Genomic DNA, 17,404 nt, shown 5'->3' on the forward strand with positions numbered 1-17,404 from the left:
GCTTTGCACCCGGGTGCAAAGATGGGTTTAATAAAAATCACTTCTGGTTCTGCTGGATAAATTGTTCGTAGTTGGCTCTGGTAACAGTCTGGTAGGGGATCCAGTGGTAATTATCTGTCTTCTGCTTATTAATCAGCGCATTTGCCACTCTTACGGCACCGGTAGCCTGTGCTTTAGCATCCTGGAAAACAGTTACAACCATCTCACCGTTTTTAATAAACTGCAGTCCGTCAGGTGTGCCGTCAATGCCAGCAACCATCACGTCTTTTTTCTTCGCCTGGTTCAGGGCCATAATGGCACCGATGGCCATTTCGTCGTTATTGGCGACGATCGCATTGATTGACCTGCCGTTAAGCAGCCATGAAGAGACCACGTCTACCGCCTCATTTCGCTGCCATTTTGCGGTTTGTTTCTCAATCACCTTCATATTTTTATGCTGCGCAACAAACTCTTCAACAGCGCGTGTACGTTCGCGAGCCTCCTCATTCGAAAGTGCACCCATCAGAATGGCGATGTTGCCTCGGTAATTCATTAGCTTAGCCAGTTCTTCGATCTGCATTTTGCCACTCAGGGCAGAGTCCGATCCCACATAACTCATTGCCCCTGTCAGCGGCACTTCTGGTTTACGATTCACGAAAATCAGCGGGATTCCGGCATTTTTAGCCGCCTGGATCATTGGAAGTACACCCTGAGTGTCGACCGGATTAAGTATGATGGCGTCTACCCCCTGATTAATAAAATCATCAATCTGCTGTACCTGGAGCGCAACATCGCCTTTGGCATCAGAAAACTGGCCTTTCATGCCCTGCGTATCCAGCTCATGCATCATTTGTGTGCGAAGGATCGACACAAAGTTAAGGTCGAAATTTGCCAGCGCGACGCCAACCTGCGCCGTTCTTGCCTGAACCGCCGTAGCCAGTGTCAGGCTTATCAGCATCAGTAAACCGAGAGTCTTTTTCATGATTGAATCCTGTAGCAAATTAGTATGTTCGGTCCCTGACGTGAAGAGCGACAGCTTTATGCTCAGGTTAATTTCCGCTCCTGCGTATGCCGTCTGATAAAGCCATAATCATTTTGCTCTCGGGTGCAAAAATGCATCCAGATGCAAAATCTTTTCACCCTGGCATGATGGCTGAAGAAGATGTAGCGAATGTGTAAGAGCCTGAAAATTTAGTCAACAAGCTTTTAAAAAACACTCACACGGGATCACATTTTTTTTTGCAATCGGGTGCATTAAGTTTGATTACGGTGTAATTTCTAGCCAGACTCTGGATAAACCACACGTCTTTGAAAAAGATTAAATTCTCCTTAATCTCTAAATTGCATGCATGCATTTAACAACCGGATTTTTATGACAAATAAGGCAGCAAAGCGTCAGAAGGTAACGGCACGGGACGTAGCATCCCGCGCTGGAGTGTCTAAATGGACGGTTTCCCGCGCTTTCACACCGGGTGCCTCCATTTCTGATAAGGCCCGCGGAAGAATTCTGGAGATTGCGCAGGAACTGGGATACCGCCCGAATTTGCTTGCCAGGGGGTTATCGCAAAAGCGTACGCACATCGTAGGCGTGGCGATCGATGAATTAAAAAATCCTCACTCAATGCTATTGCTGGACGAGGTGACACGGCAGCTTCAGAGCTTTGGATACATGGCTTTGCTTCTGAATATCACCGGCAATAATTACAGTGCCGTAATGTCGCTGGCCGATCAGCTCCAGGTTGATGGGATTCTTTTTATGGGTACAGCACTGACGCCCGAATTCATTGCCATCGCCCTGGATATGCATTCTATACCGCTGGTGCAGGTAGGCCGCAATACTGAGGGTCAGGGAATAGACGTCGTGAATATTGACGACTACCAGGCCGGACGGGTCATTGCCCGCTTACTTATGGAGCAGGGTCATAAGAAATTTGGCTATATGGCCGGGCCGGGCAGTAATGAGGGGCATCTGCAGCGTAAGGAGGGGTTTCATGATGCATTATCCTCACAGGGATTTGGACTGACACTCGAATTCAGCGCCGAGCATTACGATCGTCGGCTGGGTTATGACCTGATGAAGCATTATTTGCTTGAAACGCCAGTACATGAACGCATTGAGGCACTGTTCTGCGAGAATGACATACTCGCCCTGGGAGCGATGGAGGCGTTGCGCGGTGTTTCGGGAAAAGATTCTGTTGCAGTCGTTGGTTTTGATGACATTGATGAAGCTGCGGCCCCTGCCTGGCAACTTACTACATACAGTCAGCGTCTTGACCTGCTTGTAAAGGAGGCGCTGAACCGGCTTCTGTTGGGAAAATCGGATCCGGACGGTCTCTGGAAAAAAGGAGAGCTTCGCGTTCGCCGTTCACATCTTCATATTTCTGATTGAGGAGATGCAATGAAACTGTCATTACATGGAGTTTCTGTATGGTACAGCAACGCAGTGACGCAATTACGTATTGCTCGTGAGGCCGGTTTTACGGGCTGGAATTACTGCCTGAACATATATTTCGTTATCTGGAAAATGGTGGCAGCTATGCAGAATATCGTCAGCTGATGCAGGATAACGGTATTGATATTACCTGTATTAACGCTCTCAAACGTATCGGTCGCTATCAACCACAGGCCCGTGCTGAACTTATACAGGAGGCCAGGATGATTTGTCATGCTGCTGCTGAGCTTGCCTGTCCTGTCGTTCAGATCATGGCGCTTGATGAAATCAATGAACTTACTGAAACAAACCGCAACACCATCCTGCACGATAACATCTGTGCCATAGCCGATATTGGTAAACCTCTTGGCATCAGATTTCAGATTGAAGTTGTTGCCTTCACACCCTTTAATTCATTACAGCAAGGTCTGGACATAATTGCCGCATGCGGCAGGGATAATGTGGGGCTGGTTATTGACTTCTGGCACTTGCACGCAGGCGGTAAGACTCATCCGGACGAAGTTGCCAAAATGGATCCCAGCCTGATTTACGGTGTCCATTTCTGCGATGGTCGCGCTGCTCGTAAGGACGAGGCATGGGATGAGTGGGTACTTCGTGATTACGCACCGGGCCAGGGTGAAGTGAACATTGATAGCTGGGTCAGAGCCTTACGTAAAACGGGCTACAACGGTGTATGGTCTCCTGAATGGCTCAGCCCACATGCCTGGGAACACGACGTATTTGAAGCAGGAAAGCTGAGCATGCAAAGCCTGAAGCACTATGGCATAAGTGATTGAATCCGGCCTGACTGAATTCTAAACGTTTACGCCTGAGCTTCTGCTTTCACGCATAGCGGACTTTAAAGCACCAATAATTTCAGTAGATTTCCCATTCCACATAAACGGCGACATGTCAGCACGCATGATGGCCATACTGGGGTAGATGGCTGCGGGTCAGGACGTTTACTCCATTGATGAGTCTTTTCTGGACGTTATCGGGATTGGCGGCATTATCCCGCTCGAGACATTCGGCCAGCAGATGCGCGAGCGTATCTGAAAGGAAACCGGGCTGATAATCGGCGTGGGATTTGCACCGACCAAAGCGCTGGCCAGACTTGCCAATCACGCGGCCAGGAAGTTGACACAGACGAACGGCGTTGTGGACCTGTCTGACAGAATACGCGTGACCTGCACGCCTGAAATCCGGAAGGCAACAGTGACCGTCAGGCATTCCTTTGTGAAATCGTCCACCCAGGTCAGGCACTTGTTCCTGCGACCGGTGGCGAGCGCGTCCATGACAAAATCCATCGACCAGGTCAGGTTGGGCGCCGCCGGGCGGAGCAGCGGCAGATGTTCTGTTGCCAGCCCTTTACGACGTTGTCTGCGTTTTACGCCCAGCCCTCTCAGATGATAAAGGCGGTACACGCGCTTGTGATTAACCAGAAGCCCTTCACGGCGCAGTAACTGCCATATGCGGCGGTAGCCAAAACGCCTGCGCTCCAGTGCCAGTTCAGTAATGCGCCCTGATAAATGCGCATCAGCCGCCGGACGCTGGGATGAATAACGGCAGGTCAACAGGGACAAACCTGTCAGCCTGCAGGCACGACGTTGCGACAGACCGGTCGCATCACACATAAACTCAACGGCTTCCCGTTTCTGATCTGTCGTCAGTACTTTCGCCCCAGAGCCACCTGAAGCGCCTCCTTATCCAGCATGGCTTGGGCAAGCCGCTTCTTTAGGCGGGCGTTCTCGTCTACAGGTGACTAAGCCGCTTAACCCCGGGCACTTCAATAGCGCCATACTTCCTGAGTCAGGTATAAAAGGTGGCGTCGGAAATGGCGTGCTTGCGGCAGAGCTCACGGGCAGAAATCCCGGCTTCAGCTTCGCGGAGGATACTGATGATCTGTTCGCAGGAAAAACGCTTCTTCATGGGGATGTCCTCATGTGGCTTATGAAGACATTACTGACATTGGTGTGTACTCATCAACGGGGAGCAGGTCAAGGGTATTAGCCTCCGATGGGGACAGTAGTAACCCCTGTTAACCCTATCAAAATTAACTATTAGTCAGGAAGCGGTGAGCGTGCTAACTCTTTATTTGAGGGTCGGCCAGCGCGTGGGCTGTTTCTGCAATTAAACCCCTGAACCAGCGATGTGCAGGATCGTCGCGATAGCGCGCATGCCACCCCATTTCAACCGGAAAAATGCCGAGATCAACAGGCGCGGGAACAATTCTGAGCCGCTGATCTCGGGAAAGATGCTGACAGATCAGGCGAGGCAGGGTCGCGCAGTAGTCCGTGACCGCAATCATCTCCGGTACAGCCAGAAAATGTGTCACTGACACGGCAACCTGCCGACGCAGGCCGCGCTTTTCAAGTGCCTGATATAAACCTGCGCGCATGCGGCCAGGCGGCAGGACATTAACGTGTTTGAGCTGCTCATACTGTTCTGCGCTGAGGTTTTCGCCTACCAGCGGATGATCTGCGCGTATCACACATGCCAGACCTTCATTCATCAGGTGCTGCACAACCAGATTATCAGGAGGTTCAACGATACGACCCAGCACCATATCAGTATTGCCTGAAATTACGCCGGTTTCCGTTACGTCGTTGCCAAAAGGGGTAAGGCGAAGCCTGATACCGGGTGCGCAGTCATGAAGACGCGCCACAATGGCAGGCATCATGATGAATTCAACATAGCTGTTAGGTGCGAGGGTAAAGAGTCGGGTGGCGTGCAGCGGATCAAAGTCCTGCTGACCAAGGATCACCTTGTCGATGGATGACAGGGCAGTACCGACCACCTGGGCCAGCTGTTCCGCTTTCGGTGTCGGGCGCATACCGTAGCGCTCGCGGATAAACAGGGGATCGTTGAGCGTTTCCCGCAGCCGGTTTAATGCATTAGAAAGTGCCGGCTGGGTAATACCCAGCCGCTCTGCGGCGCGAGTGACGTTGCGCTCTTCTATCATAACCAGCAAAACTGGCAGTAAATTCAGATCATATTTCATTAAGTTATAATTCTATGTGAATATCTAAAATTAAAGAAATAAATTTCATAAATATTCTGAAACGCGCCATGATTAACGGGTCAACACAGAAGATAGCGGTTCACGCGCTGGTTCTGACTATCTTTACACGTGAGACCGACTGACTGTTATACGGAGCATAAATGAAAATTTTAATGGTTTTGACCTCGCATGATGAGTTGGGCACCACTGGCAAGAAGACCGGTTTCTGGCTGGAAGAACTTGCGGCACCTTATTATGCATTCCTGGATGCGGGCGCTGAAATTACCCTGGCTTCACCGAAGGGCGGACAGCCGCCACTCGATCCAAAAAGTGATGAGCCGGATTCTCAGACTGATGAAACTCGCCGTTTTCATGCGGACTCTGCAGCTCAGGCCGCGCTGGCTTCGACCGTGAGGCTTGATACGGTTAATCAGGAAACGTTTGATGCTGTTTTCTATCCGGGCGGTCATGGTCCTTTATGGGATCTGGCAAACGACAAACACTCCATTTCGCTGATTGAGCAAACCCTGCAGGCTGGTAAGCCGGTGGCGCTGGTTTGTCACGCGCCAGGTGTTCTGCGTGATGTGAATAACGCCGATGGCACACCGCTGGTAAAAGGCAGGAAAGTAACCGGGTTTACTAATAGCGAAGAAGAGGGCGTTGGCCTGACTGACGTCGTACCTTTCCTGGTGGAAGATGTGCTGAAACAGAATGGCGGTCTTTACTCACGTGGTGATGACTGGCAATCCTACACTGTGCAGGACGGTTTGCTGATTACCGGACAGAACCCAGGTTCTTCAGCCGAGACTGCCACAGTTTTACTGGCAAAACTGGCGAAATAAGCGTTTTACAGCATGCTGTGTTCTGAGGGCGCCTGCGGGCGCCTTTCTTTATTGCGGGTATTAAGTGAGAAGATTGATAGTGACGGTGTAAATTATTTGTATTTAATAAATCAGGGTTTTATTTTTCTTAACATTGATAATAAATTTGAGATACGTTTTCAGACGAAAATATAAGTCCTCGAGTTCCACTGAAAATATAAACATGTTTTTAAAACCAGTGTTGACATCATTTTTCATATCCGTAAAGTAGGACTCATCAGCGGCAAGCAGTTGCCCTGATAGACTGAAAAACCAAAGGCGTTATGAGTAAAGGTGCCGACAAATGTTTCAGTTGAAGTTGTCGGTGGTTCTGTTAAACACTGTTCTTTGAAACTGTTCGTTAGTTAATGATAACCCTGTTAAATGGAGTCCAAGTAAGTCTTTAAGAAGTCTGTAGTTGGATGTTAGTAGCAAAAAGCATGCAACAGGACGCTTGTAGTATCGCGTCGCGATGATGTAAGGCCTCGTAGTTCTGAACGTTACGTTACGACAGGATACGATTGCGGTTTAAACGTCGTAATGAAAGTAAGGCAACGCATCAAAGAGTCTATATCGCGATGGGGGTGTGCAGATTTATACGGGCCTGACCTGTCTTTGTCTCCTGAAAGACTATCAGGTGGTTGAAACCGCTAATAATAGTGACATTTCTGTATCGTGATCATTATTATCCGCAGGATCTGTTCATAAATAGCAGTACCGAAGCAGTACCTATCAATTAAGTTAGTTAATGTTAAATGCTAAATCTGTAGTACCTTAAAAGCCCTGACTATTTCAGTCAGGGCTTTTATCATTTGAGCCTGTCTGTCAGATTTTTCAGGGGTCTCATTATTCGTTGTCATTTTCGAATTCTTTCCCGTTAACCACTACCTGCCGCATTCGCGCATGCTTAATTTTACTCCAATTCATGCATCCTCTCCATCGCTTCGCATCAGGGCTCCTTGCTCTGCTGAGAGTATTCACAAGGTGTGGCTTTAGCACTGTCATCTGGAATGACTGCGGGCATTTACTCGGCGCAACACCCTCATCGCTGAGATCAGCAATGAACATCACGTTGACCCATCACAAGACATATCCACTATATGGCAGAGCAGATGCGGCTGTACCATCGCAAGGCGTTCTTTGACGAATACCGTCCAGCGCTGATCCGTAAAAATCAAAAATAATTCACAACATTAATAATTCAGTCAGTAAATGGAATGTACTCGCTTCTGATCCCGGTTCTGCTCATCACTCAATGTTTAAAATCAGAAATGTGTCATGGCAGGGTAAGCCATTTTCAACATTTCCCACTGACAGTGACGTCAGCGAACCTGGTGGTACCCCCGATAGCGTCTCTCCGGCGGGCATGGCGGACTTTCGCTGCGGGTATGCTGACCATGCTGGTTCTGGGTGCGGGCGGTCTGTGGAGCTGCTAAAAGTCGCCCCGCAGCCGCTCAGTCCCGTACCGGCTATCGTCGATGCGCACGTACTGACAACGCTGGCGCAGCTGCCGCCATTGTGGCGACAGGTGTATGGCTTTGTGCTCGCCGCCAGAGCTGGATCTGTCCAAATAGAGACGCTTAAAGCGCAGTGGCAGCAGCACCTTATGGGAAATGCACACCCACAGAATCATTATCCGGCTGGCATCAGGGGATGGAAGATTGCAGGCACTGACATACCGCCTGAATATGCTTGATGAGCGCAAAGGCAGGTATCCACCGGCTCGGAACTGAAATCGATGGTGTTCACGATAACACAGGACTTCAGCCGTTCAGTTCCACTCGAAGAGCAGCTTTATCAGCTGGGGCAGTCAGAAAGTACGACATCAGGAAGAGCAGCACAGCTGGCGCAGGTCGATATGCAGTTTACTCAGTTGCAGAACCGCTATGCGCTGATTAAAAACCAGTCAGAGTGATGACGGACAGCGATAAGCACTGGGACGATCAAATGTCTGCCGGGTCGCTTATGGCAAAATCGATAATCTGCGCCATAGTCAATATTCACCGATTAATTGCGCTTTAGCTTTTATTAAATCCATCGGCGCATAGGTTATGCGCTATTTAACAGAGGTTAAAATGTCTACAGAATCTTTAGAAGATATCTCCGGCGATCTCTCCCAGTTCGTTGGCACACATTTTGTCTATACCTACGATAATGGCTGGAAATATGAGTGGTACGCCCGCAATGAAACGACCTGCGACTATCGTATTCATCAGGGGCTGGTGGGCGGTCGTTGGGTGACTAACCAGAAAATGCACGCAGTGCAGTTTGCACCCGGCATTTATAAAGTAGACTGGCATGAACCCACCGGCACCTGCGTCAGCCTGCTGTTTGATCTCAATCGTACCCTGCTTCACGGGACAATTTTCTTCCCGCAGTGGATTGCCGGAGAAGGTCAGCATCCGGAAAAAACCATCTGCTATCAGAATGACTTCATTGAAGATATGCACCGATTCCGCGACGAAGGCCCGGCCTATCCTTATGTGATCATTCCTGAGTTTGCGAAAGTGACTTACATGAAAAACGAAGGGCCGGATAATGATGAAGTCATTAATCAGGCACCGGGGCAGATGCCTGCTGACTATTTTGATGGTAAGTAACTGATAGCACGACCCGCCGCTATGGGCGGGTCGCTTCTGCCTGGCGTGCCAGCGTGCGGGCCAGTATGGATGAATAGAGTGGTTTCCCCCCCAGAAACTGCGCCAGCAGCGTAGCCCCAAGGCAGGTAATAATCATCGGCAATATCAGCTGATAGTTATCGGTCATCTCCAGCACCAGCACAATCCCGGTTAGCGGTGCCCTTACCGAAGCCGCAAACAGTGCGCCCATCCCGGCGATAGCAAAGGTTCCCGCGTCCAGATGATATAACGGGAACAGATCCGTCATCGCTACCCCAAAAGCTGTCCCGAGCAGCGTTCCCAGTGCCAGCATCGGCGCAAAGATACCGCCCGGCGCACCTGAGCCAAAACAGAGCAGGGTAGTGACCAGCCTGACCATGAAGATGAGCAGCAGCAGGGTGAACGGAAATACACCATGAACCGCCTGTGGAATCAGTTCTGAGCCGCCGCCTGCGCCAGGCGCGAACAGCAGCGCCAGAACACCGCAGCCACCACCCAGTAATGCACCCGCCAGCACTACGCGTGCCGTTTTGCCGGCATAAAAGCGAGCAAAGAGGTCCTGCGTAATAAATATCAGGCGGTTAAACAGCACGCCTACCATGCCGATGATCATACCCAGCACCAGATACATCCACAGCGTCTGTACTGGCGCATCAGCCAGTTTGCCAACGGAGATCACCGCCTGTTCGCCGTTGAAACAGCGAAACACGATGCTTGCCATAATCACACCGGTAAACACCGCTTTAATCGAAATCAGGTTATAACGAAACTGAGGACGCATCTCCTCGATGATAAACAGTATGCCTGCCAGCGGCGCATTAAACGCGGCGGCCAGGCCTGCTGCCGCACCCGTTGCCAGCAACGTATGACGCGCTTCGTTGCTGCGCATCCCCAGAACATCAATCACCATGCGGCCGATATTGCCACCCAGTTGCACTGTCGGGCCTTCACGTCCCAGTACCATCCCGGCACCCAGCGTGCCCATGCCGCCAAAAAATTTTACCGGAATCACCCGCCACCAGCGCACAGGTCTTAGCTCTTCCAGCGCCCCTTCAATTTCAGGAATGCCGGAACCACCCGCTTCGGGCGCAAAACGTCTGACGAGAAAATAGCCGACCATCGCGAGCAAGGCCGAAATGGCAAAAGCGGCGGCGTAGAGCAGCCAGCCCTGAAACTGTGCGGGGATAAGCGTAGCGGCGCGCCACTGCTGTATTGTTTCAACGGCCCGGGCAAACGCCACGCCCGCCAGACCGACCAGCGTACCGACCAGCGCGGCGCAAAACAGCATCGCCAGCGGCGTTTTGTCACGATAGAGCAGGGCGCGAAACATCCGGCTGCGCGCCGCGATAGAACGGGGAACGTAAACCGGCTGCGGTGATTCTTCATTCATTGAGAGGCATCTTTGTTCAATCAGACCAGCGTGCCAGTTTACTGAGTGATAAGGTGAAAACAAACGTCAGGATCAATTTCAGCCGGGAAATGAGTTATTCGGTCTGCGGTGGACAAACCACTTGTGCCATGCGTTCGCGGTAGGCTGGATTGTCCTGGTTTTTCAGCGCCTGAGCCGCGGCGGTCAGCGTGAGCTGATTTTGTTTCAGGTTATGCTTGTCATTGAGAAATGTCTGGCGCAGTTTTTCATCGGAGAAGGCTGGCGGTAGCTGACACGTCTGGCGCAGATTGTCGGTTATCTGCTACTGACGCAGTGTAAACTGCAGCCTTTGATAAGGCCCGGCGGCCTCAAGCATGGGACAGACTGAAAGCAGTATAAATAACGTATTGCGAATCACGTTCATGATGATCTCCTGACTGCTGAGGACAGGAAAGGCTCTTCGGCAGTTTTCAGTTGAGTGTAATCGCATTGAGTGATTAGCCTGAGCACAGCACCATCGACCGGGTGCAGCAATGTCGCCACGGTTGACGCAATAATCATAGTAATACTGGCGCGACAGGGAGCTGACATGCAGTCACATTCCACTGAAATTCTTACCGCTGACTGCTGTATCGTCGGCGGTGGCCCGGCCGGGTTAATGCTGGGTTATCTGTTTGCCCGCGCGGGAGTGCGTGTAGTCGTCATCGAAAAGCATGCTGACTTTCTTCACGACTTTCGCGGAGACACCATCCACCCTTCGACGCTGGAAATCATGCATCAGCTCGGACTGCTGGAATCTTTCCTGACGCTGCCGCATCAGCGTGCCGAAAAGCTGGAAGCGGAAATTGCAGGACAAAGCATTACGATGGCCGACTTCTCACGTCTGCCTGTTCAGTGTCGTTTTATTGCCTTCATGCCGCAGTGGGATTTCCTGAACTATATGGCAGAGCAGAGTGCCCGCTATCCGGGCTTCAGTCTGCTGCAGTCGACTGCCTTCGGGTCGCTGATTGAAGAAAATGGCACGGTCATCGGCGTGACGGCTTCACGCGGCAATCAGCAGTTGCATATCCGCTGCAAACTGGTGGTCGGTGCTGACGGTCGCCATTCGCGCGTACGCGACGCGGCCGGGCTGATCGGACAGGAATTTGGCGCCGCGCGCGATGTCATCTGGTTCCGCTTAAGTAAGCAGGCGCAGGATCCCGATTTGGGCATGGGGCATAAAGGGCCGAAGCAGAACTTTATTGTTATCGATCGTGGCGATTACTGGCAGTGCGGTCTGACCATTCCGAAAGGGGAGTTTGAGGCGAAACAGTCCGCCGGTCTCGACGCGTTTAAAGCAGAGGTGGCGGCGGTGTCGCCTTTTGAGGCGGCGCGCATGACGGAAATCGAGAGCTGGGAGGCGTTCAAACTGTTGTCGATACGTATCGACCGCCTGAGCAAGTGGGCGAAACCCGGTGTGCTCTGCATTGGTGATGCGGCGCATGCCATGTCGCCGATTGGCGGGGTTGGCGTCAATCTGGCGATTCAGGATGCGGTGGCGACGGCGAATCTTTTGACCGATCCTCTGAAGCGGGGAGAACTGCAGCTGCGCGACCTGGAAAAAGTGCAGAAGCGCCGTCAGTTCCCTACCGTTGCCACGCAGTTTTTGCAGATCAAGATGAGCCGTAATAAAGCCAGAAGAAAACCTGCGGGAAGCAGCAAGGTTCCCGCGATTATCCAACGCCTGCCGTTTCTGCGTTTTGTGCTGGGTCGTCTGATTGGTCTGGGCTTCCGAACGGAGTCGCCACAGGTTGCGCGTATGAAGTAAGTGCGTTAAATGATTTCGACAGCAATCAGATATCGTGCGACACTGTTTCACTGTGAAAGTACTGTCAGATTGAGCCGCTATTTATCTGATAATTGGGCGCTAATTGAGCATTATTAAGCTAAATTATTTTCGATTTTTGCGCCTGCAAAGGAGAGGTTTCAGTGCATAACGAGCAAAACGGCAGCGACGTAAAACGCCTGAGTGCAATTAAGGCACTTTTGTCGCCGGATGAAATCCGGGATAAGGTGCTGGAGAGATTCGTGAATCTCGCCAGTCAGGTGCTGGGTATTTCAGGCAGCTTCATTTCGATTATTGACGATAATAATCAATACATAAGAGCGTCACGGAACTTCGATCTTAAACAATCGACCCGTGATGAATCTCTTTGCCGCCACGTCGTTGATGGTGAGGGACATCTGGTGGTGGTTGACACCTTACTGGATGAGCGCTTTGTCACGCACCCGTTTGTGAAAGGCGATCCGCATATTCGTTTCTATGCCGGTGTCTCGCTGCAGAACCTCGACGGTGCGGTGCTGGGCACGCTCTGCGTCACCGATACCCAGCCACATCCCTTTACGGATGAGAAACTCGCCACGCTGCGCTCACTGGCTACGCTGGTCACCTCTTTTCTGGATGCCTGGAACAACGCGGGTTTTGCCGACGTCATTACGCACCTGCCGAATCGCCCACGCCTGATTCGTGATATTCAGCAACTTACCCTTGTCGCACCGCAGAGCCGCTTTCGCCTGATTCTTATCGACTGCCTCGACATCATTCGTGCCTATGAGCTTTCCCGTGCGGTGGGTATTGCGCCGATGGAGAAATTACTCAGGCAGATGGCGCAGGATGTGGCACACCGGCTCAATCTTCCGGAGAATGAGACGCTCTATACTTTCGCCCCAGGCCGTTTCGCCCTTGTTCAGCCCTACTCAGGCCGTTATTCAGCGCATAACATAAGCGATCTGTTCAAAGGCATGCGGGCCGATCTGGCGGAAAATATCACGCTCGATCTGGATGTCTTTACCGGCGAAACAGAGTTTGTACCGGGACAGATGGATGCCAACGAAACGGTACGTCAGGCCGTTAGCGCGCTACATGAAGCGATTGATGAGAACATCAGTGCGATGTCGTTTGATGAGAGTTACGACTCGCGGCGCACCGAAGACTTTTTGATCATGAATGATCTGGCTCAGGCGCTGAATAAAGATGAAGAGTTGTATCTCGCCTGGCAGCCTAAAGTGTGTCTCAAAACCGGTAAAACGGTCGGGCTGGAGGCCCTGATCCGCTGGAATCACCCTGAGCGGGGTGAGCTTTTCCCATCAGAATTTATTCCGTTAGCCGGTAAAACCAACCTGATCTCCGATCTGACCAACTGGGTTATCGATCACGCTGTTGAGCAGCTGGCGCGCTGGAATCGCGAGTACGACCTGATTCCGGTCTCGATCAACGTCAGTGAACGCGACTTTGCCAGGCCCGATTTTGCCGATCAGCTGGTGGCGAAATTAGCGGCAGCGCAGTTACCTAACTCGATTATGGGTATTGAGTGTCTTGAGAATGAGCTGATCACCAAAAGTGATGTGGCGATCAAAGGGCTGGAAGCGCTGAAGTCGCACGGCTTTATGGTCTCTCTGGATGATTTCGGCACCGGCTACAGCAATATCAGCTACCTGCAGGATATCCCGCTGGATGTGATTAAGATCGACCGATCGCTGATCTCGCGTATGGGCGAAGACGACGCATCTAAAATCATCGTCAGATGCATTATCCAAATGCTGAAAGAGCTGAATTACACCGTGCTGGCCGAGGGTGTGGAAGCAGAAGCCACGCTGGGACTGCTTAAAACCTACGGCTGCGATCAGATTCAGGGCTACTTCTTTTCAAAACCGCTGCCAGCCAGCGACATTGAACACTGGCTTTATCAGAAGTCACGCTAGTCAACCCGCCCGCAGCACTCGCTGCGGGCGCGCTTATCACTCACTGCCGATAGCGTAACGCTCAACCGGAGTGATGTGTTTAATCAGCTTATTATCAAACAAAAACTGCTCATAAGTCTGATAGCGTGCGCGATCCAGTTTTGCCGGATCGGCGGCGAACAGCGGCAGCGTAGCCTGCCATGCCTGATGGTTTAGCGGTGTATTCAGCTCAGGATGCGCCTGTGCAAATGCCTGCCAGCTCTCTTCAGGGTGAGCCTGCAACTGTGCATTCCCCTTTTTCAGTGCCCGCAGAAACTTTTTAATTTTTTCTGCATGCGCCTCATCACGGTTAGCAACGATAATCAGCTCATCATAGGCCGGCACGCCGTAATCCTCGACGTTTAACACCACCGGATCTTTGCCAGCAAGTTTCATCTCCAGAGCTTCGATATTGCGATAGCCACCTATCACCGCATCAACCTGCCCGGTCATCAGGGCGCTGGTGAGCTGAAAATTGACGTTAACCCGCTTTACCTGATCGGCCTTAATGCCGTCATGGCTCAGCATGGTCGCCAGCGTTGCTTCTTCAATGCCGCTGACGGAATAACCGATACGTTTTCCTTTCAAATCCGCTGGTTTTTTCACCGTTTTGTCCAGCGTCATCAGCGTATTCAGTGGCGTATTAATCAGCGTGCCCACACGCATCAGCGGCAGGCCCTGGTCGGCGAAAAAATGCAGCTGCGTCTGATACGTTATCGCTAAGTCCGCCTGCTTAGCGGCGACCAGACGCGGCGGCAGCGCAGGGTCGGAAGGCGGCACAATGTTAACCTCCAGACCCTCTGCCGCAAACGCACCGGTTTGCTGAGCCACCATAATGGGTGCATGGTCGGGGTTGATATACCAGTCGAGCACCAGCGTCAGTTTTTCCATCGCCTGAACCTGCGAGGCTAAGGAGGCGCTGAACAGCAGGACAAACAGGGGCATTTTAGTCATAGGTTGTCTCATCAGTAGGGTCGTCAGTGTGGCTCGGGAATCCAGGTAATCAGGCGGCGAAGCAGAAGGTCGATGATCAGCCAGAGGGTCAGCGTCATCAGCACCAGAATAAACAGGGCAGCGAAACAGAGGTCGCTCTGCATCCGGGCGTTGGCATTCAGCATCACGTAGCCCAGCCCTTCAGCCGATCCGACCCATTCACCAATGATGGCACCGATCGGCGCGACGGCCGCTGCCATCCGTAAGCCCGAACCCAGGGCGGGCAGTGCGGCTAACAGCCGGACATGACGCAGTTGTGCTATGTGTGAAGCGCCCATCGTGCGAGCCAGATCGAGATAGCCAGGCGTGACGCGACGCAGGCCATCAAAAAAAGCGGAGGTAACAGGAAAGAAGATCACCAGTACCGCCATCGCGACTTTGGCGCTCATGCCAAAGCCAAACCAGAGCACCAATAGCGGTGCCAGGGCAAATACCGGAATCGCCTGGCTGGTGATCACCAGCGGCATCATCCAGCGCTGTAACCACGGCGAAAAGGTCATGCCCAGTGCCAGCACCGCGCCCAGCAGCACGCCGAGCGCCATACCGATGAGGATTTCAGTCAGGGTGATCAGGCTGTGATGGCCGAGATAGCCAGCGTTGTCCCACAGTGCGGTAGCAACCGCAGCGGGCGAGGGCAGCAGAAAGGCCGGAACGGAAGTGAGTGTGGCGAGCCACCACAGCGTAATCAATCCGGCAGAGAGCATGACTCCACGGCGAAGCGCGGCGAAACGTAATCTCATCCGCCCAGCCTGCTTAGCTGTTTCAGCAAGGTGGCCTGACTCTGGATCACGCTGGTATCGTCTGCTGCCCGTGGTGGCTGGCCCTGGAGTGGCGGGCAGGTTTCAATGCCTGCTGAACCCATTACCAGCAGGTGATGACCGAGGCGACAGGCTTCCGCGGCATCATGAGTGATCAGCAGCACGGTATGTCCGGCCAGCACTTCTGCCGCCAGAGTCTGAATCTGTGTCCGGGTCAGTGCATCCAGCGCCGAGAAGGGCTCATCCATCAGTACAATGGGCTGACGGGTATAGAGGGTACGCGCCAGCGCTACCCGCTGACGCATACCGCCCGAAAGTGTCGCAGGTCGCGCACGGGCACAGTGGCTCAGGCCAACCCGCGCCAGCAGATGCTGCACCAGATCACGATCGGCTTTCTCACCTTTCAAGCGGCTGGCGAGGCAGACGTTCTGTTCCACCGTCAGCCAGGGATAGAGCAAATCCTGTTGCCCCATCCAGGCGATGCGCCCGGCCAGCGGCAGACCATCGCTGCCCTTAATTTGTCCCGAAGTGGGCGGCGTCAGACCGGCAATCACTCGCATCAGGCTGCTTTTACCTACGCCGCTGGCACCCAGCAAAGCGGTAAATGCACCACCCGCGATCTCCAGATTAAGCTCGCTGAACAATGGCTGCTGATCCAGCGTCAGGCAGAGCTGGCGAACGGAAATACCCGGCGGCACGGCATCGTTCAGCGGCTTCATGAGCTGCCCCGCAGACCGTCAGCATGATTAAGACCCATCTGCCAGAACGCCGCTTCCAGCCGGGTTGCGGTCGTAAAAATCTCCGACAGTGAGTTAATACGTTGTTCACCGGCGCGCTGCTGAGCCAAAGTTTCAAACAGCAACAGTGAGGAACCGACGCCCGTCAGGTAGGACTCATCGCCGTAATTCTCAATCCATGCCGCGTAAGGATTCCCCTCAAAGCAGGTCGCAGGATTGTCCAGCAGCCTCAGGCCGATTTCCGCATAACCGGCGACGCAGGGCATCAGCGCCGTCATCAGCGCCAGCGCATCTCCGGTGTGACCCACGTCCAGCACGTAGCGGGTATAATTGATTGTTTCCATTGCCTCAGGTTCGCTCGCCACCGCCTCTTCGCTGATGCCCCATTGCTGGCAGTAAGCCAGATGCAGCGGCAGTTCGCTGATAATGGCGTTCAGCGATGCCGTCGCGCTGCGTAAAGCAGCCGGTTCAGAGAGCTTACTGATCAACAGGCCCCACGCACGGGCGAAGTGCAGCAGGAACAAATAATCCTGGGTGAGATAGTGGCGGAAAGCGGCGGGTGGCAGCGTACCCTGACCGAGCTGCTGCACAAAATTGTGCCTGACATAATCGTGCCATTGCGTGCCCGCCTGCTGGCGCAGACGACCATAAAAACCGGTTTCGAAAAGCGGATGTGACATAGGATCTCCAGTAACAGGGAGATCCGGGCATAAGGTCTGGAACAGGGGATGAAGCAGGAGATGAGGCAGAACATCTGCCGACCCGTCCCTTCGCTGGCATGACCCAGATCAGGTTCAAAGGGTTCGGCTTGCGCCATCTCAGCCCATGACAGGACACCCCTCGGAGACATTCGTTATACGATATTTATTGCTGGAGTACAACGACACCAGTACGCGTTA

16 protein-coding genes, 2 pseudogenes and 1 riboswitch are annotated in these 17,404 nt (G+C 52.6%); of the genes and pseudogenes, 9 read left to right on the forward strand and 9 right to left on the reverse strand.

What is annotated here, in order from left to right:
* Window positions 1-37: 37 nt before the first annotated feature.
* Window positions 38-961, reverse strand: coding sequence for a substrate-binding domain-containing protein (locus AC6I8J_RS19510; protein WP_122889438.1), 924 nt, complete (start codon window positions 959-961; stop codon window positions 38-40).
* 390 nt (window positions 962-1,351) lie between these two features.
* Here AC6I8J_RS19510 and AC6I8J_RS19515 point away from each other — a divergent pair, with 390 nt between their 5' ends.
* The 3 genes from AC6I8J_RS19515 to AC6I8J_RS19525 are packed head-to-tail and all read left to right on the forward strand — an operon-like array spanning window position 1,352 to window position 3,207.
* Complete coding sequence (locus tag AC6I8J_RS19515) at window positions 1,352-2,368, forward strand: LacI family DNA-binding transcriptional regulator (protein ID WP_161736044.1); 1,017 nt, start codon at window positions 1,352-1,354, stop codon at window positions 2,366-2,368.
* A 9-nt stretch (window positions 2,369-2,377) separates the two neighbouring features.
* The gene (locus AC6I8J_RS19520; RefSeq protein ID WP_497825722.1) at window positions 2,378-2,536 is read left to right on the forward strand and encodes a hypothetical protein; all 159 of its coding nucleotides are present in this window, start codon (window positions 2,378-2,380) and stop codon (window positions 2,534-2,536) included.
* Window positions 2,536-3,207 (forward strand): sugar phosphate isomerase/epimerase family protein, encoded by a 672-nt coding sequence (locus AC6I8J_RS19525; RefSeq protein WP_497825723.1) that lies wholly within the window; start codon window positions 2,536-2,538, stop codon window positions 3,205-3,207. The genes AC6I8J_RS19520 and AC6I8J_RS19525 overlap by 1 nt, the downstream gene beginning before the upstream one ends.
* A gap of 375 nt (window positions 3,208-3,582) precedes the next feature.
* On the opposite strand, the pseudogene AC6I8J_RS19530 reads toward AC6I8J_RS19525, so the two are convergent.
* Together AC6I8J_RS19530 and AC6I8J_RS19535 are read right to left on the reverse strand one after the other, a co-directional pair.
* A pseudogene (locus AC6I8J_RS19530) lies at window positions 3,583-4,339 on the reverse strand (transposase); the annotation flags it as partial.
* A 154-nt stretch (window positions 4,340-4,493) separates the two neighbouring features.
* Window positions 4,494-5,411: a LysR family transcriptional regulator gene (locus AC6I8J_RS19535; RefSeq protein ID WP_161736045.1), complete on the reverse strand. Its 918-nt coding sequence runs from the start codon at window positions 5,409-5,411 to the stop codon at window positions 4,494-4,496.
* A 161-nt stretch (window positions 5,412-5,572) separates the two neighbouring features.
* Here AC6I8J_RS19535 and AC6I8J_RS19540 point away from each other — a divergent pair, with 161 nt between their 5' ends.
* The 4 genes and pseudogenes from AC6I8J_RS19540 (at window position 5,573) to AC6I8J_RS19555 (ending at window position 8,871) form a co-directional block, all read left to right on the forward strand.
* The gene (locus AC6I8J_RS19540) at window positions 5,573-6,253 is read left to right on the forward strand and encodes a type 1 glutamine amidotransferase domain-containing protein (protein WP_497825724.1); all 681 of its coding nucleotides are present in this window, start codon (window positions 5,573-5,575) and stop codon (window positions 6,251-6,253) included.
* Window positions 6,254-7,694: 1,441 nt separating this feature from the next.
* Complete coding sequence (locus AC6I8J_RS19545; RefSeq protein WP_497825725.1) at window positions 7,695-7,967, forward strand: hypothetical protein; 273 nt, start codon at window positions 7,695-7,697, stop codon at window positions 7,965-7,967.
* An 18-nt stretch (window positions 7,968-7,985) separates the two neighbouring features.
* Window positions 7,986-8,186, forward strand: a pseudogene (locus tag AC6I8J_RS19550) (VasL domain-containing protein); the annotation flags it as partial.
* A gap of 160 nt (window positions 8,187-8,346) precedes the next feature.
* Window positions 8,347-8,871, forward strand: a complete 525-nt coding sequence (locus AC6I8J_RS19555) for a phenolic acid decarboxylase (protein ID WP_161736048.1) — start codon at window positions 8,347-8,349, stop codon at window positions 8,869-8,871.
* 19 nt (window positions 8,872-8,890) lie between these two features.
* On the opposite strand, the gene clcA is transcribed toward AC6I8J_RS19555, so the two are convergent.
* On the reverse strand, window positions 8,891-10,219 hold the full coding sequence (clcA, locus tag AC6I8J_RS19560) for a H(+)/Cl(-) exchange transporter ClcA (RefSeq protein WP_237566735.1): 1,329 nt from the start codon (window positions 10,217-10,219) through the stop codon (window positions 8,891-8,893).
* A 154-nt stretch (window positions 10,220-10,373) separates the two neighbouring features.
* Window positions 10,374-10,577 (reverse strand): YicS family protein, encoded by a 204-nt coding sequence (locus AC6I8J_RS19565; protein WP_497825847.1) that lies wholly within the window; start codon window positions 10,575-10,577, stop codon window positions 10,374-10,376.
* 270 nt (window positions 10,578-10,847) lie between these two features.
* Between AC6I8J_RS19565 and AC6I8J_RS19570 the strand changes: the two genes are divergently transcribed.
* The gene (locus tag AC6I8J_RS19570) at window positions 10,848-12,065 is read left to right on the forward strand and encodes an FAD-dependent oxidoreductase (protein WP_497825726.1); all 1,218 of its coding nucleotides are present in this window, start codon (window positions 10,848-10,850) and stop codon (window positions 12,063-12,065) included.
* 161 nt (window positions 12,066-12,226) lie between these two features.
* The gene (locus AC6I8J_RS19575; protein WP_497825727.1) at window positions 12,227-13,999 is read left to right on the forward strand and encodes a sensor domain-containing phosphodiesterase; all 1,773 of its coding nucleotides are present in this window, start codon (window positions 12,227-12,229) and stop codon (window positions 13,997-13,999) included.
* 36 nt (window positions 14,000-14,035) lie between these two features.
* Here AC6I8J_RS19575 and AC6I8J_RS19580 read toward each other — a convergent pair whose 3' ends face one another.
* The 4 genes from AC6I8J_RS19580 to AC6I8J_RS19595 are packed head-to-tail and all read right to left on the reverse strand — an operon-like array spanning window position 14,036 to window position 17,185.
* Window positions 14,036-14,971, reverse strand: a complete 936-nt coding sequence (locus AC6I8J_RS19580; protein ID WP_222925765.1) for an ABC transporter substrate-binding protein — start codon at window positions 14,969-14,971, stop codon at window positions 14,036-14,038.
* Window positions 14,972-14,994: 23 nt separating this feature from the next.
* Window positions 14,995-15,750, reverse strand: a complete 756-nt coding sequence (locus tag AC6I8J_RS19585; RefSeq protein ID WP_497825728.1) for an ABC transporter permease — start codon at window positions 15,748-15,750, stop codon at window positions 14,995-14,997.
* Window positions 15,747-16,487, reverse strand: coding sequence for an ABC transporter ATP-binding protein (locus AC6I8J_RS19590; RefSeq protein WP_161736054.1), 741 nt, complete (start codon window positions 16,485-16,487; stop codon window positions 15,747-15,749). The genes AC6I8J_RS19585 and AC6I8J_RS19590 overlap by 4 nt, the downstream gene beginning before the upstream one ends.
* Complete coding sequence (locus tag AC6I8J_RS19595; protein ID WP_222925767.1) at window positions 16,484-17,185, reverse strand: TenA family protein; 702 nt, start codon at window positions 17,183-17,185, stop codon at window positions 16,484-16,486. The genes AC6I8J_RS19590 and AC6I8J_RS19595 overlap by 4 nt, the downstream gene beginning before the upstream one ends.
* A 68-nt stretch (window positions 17,186-17,253) precedes the next feature.
* A riboswitch (TPP riboswitch) is annotated at window positions 17,254-17,356 on the reverse strand.
* Window positions 17,357-17,404 lie beyond the last annotated feature (48 nt).

The organism is Pantoea sp. X-Soil-ISGK-355, assembly GCF_059730805.1.

Excerpts from the sequence above, each read along its gene's own strand:
- AC6I8J_RS19510 (WP_122889438.1), bottom strand. The coding sequence starts at position 961 with ATGAAAAAGACTCTCGGTTTACTGATGCTGATAAGCCTGACACTGGCT.
- AC6I8J_RS19515 (WP_161736044.1), top strand. The coding sequence starts at position 1,352 with ATGACAAATAAGGCAGCAAAGCGTCAGAAGGTAACGGCACGGGACGTA.
- AC6I8J_RS19520 (WP_497825722.1), top strand. The coding sequence starts at position 2,378 with ATGAAACTGTCATTACATGGAGTTTCTGTATGGTACAGCAACGCAGTG.
- AC6I8J_RS19525 (WP_497825723.1), top strand. The coding sequence starts at position 2,536 with ATGCAGGATAACGGTATTGATATTACCTGTATTAACGCTCTCAAACGT.
- AC6I8J_RS19535 (WP_161736045.1), bottom strand. The coding sequence starts at position 5,411 with ATGAAATATGATCTGAATTTACTGCCAGTTTTGCTGGTTATGATAGAA.
- AC6I8J_RS19540 (WP_497825724.1), top strand. The coding sequence starts at position 5,573 with ATGAAAATTTTAATGGTTTTGACCTCGCATGATGAGTTGGGCACCACT.
- AC6I8J_RS19555 (WP_161736048.1), top strand. The coding sequence starts at position 8,347 with ATGTCTACAGAATCTTTAGAAGATATCTCCGGCGATCTCTCCCAGTTC.
- clcA (WP_237566735.1), bottom strand. The coding sequence starts at position 10,219 with ATGTTTCGCGCCCTGCTCTATCGTGACAAAACGCCGCTGGCGATGCTG.
- AC6I8J_RS19570 (WP_497825726.1), top strand. The coding sequence starts at position 10,848 with ATGCAGTCACATTCCACTGAAATTCTTACCGCTGACTGCTGTATCGTC.
- AC6I8J_RS19580 (WP_222925765.1), bottom strand. The coding sequence starts at position 14,971 with ATGACTAAAATGCCCCTGTTTGTCCTGCTGTTCAGCGCCTCCTTAGCC.
- AC6I8J_RS19585 (WP_497825728.1), bottom strand. The coding sequence starts at position 15,750 with ATGAGATTACGTTTCGCCGCGCTTCGCCGTGGAGTCATGCTCTCTGCC.
- AC6I8J_RS19590 (WP_161736054.1), bottom strand. The coding sequence starts at position 16,487 with ATGAAGCCGCTGAACGATGCCGTGCCGCCGGGTATTTCCGTTCGCCAG.
- AC6I8J_RS19595 (WP_222925767.1), bottom strand. The coding sequence starts at position 17,185 with ATGTCACATCCGCTTTTCGAAACCGGTTTTTATGGTCGTCTGCGCCAG.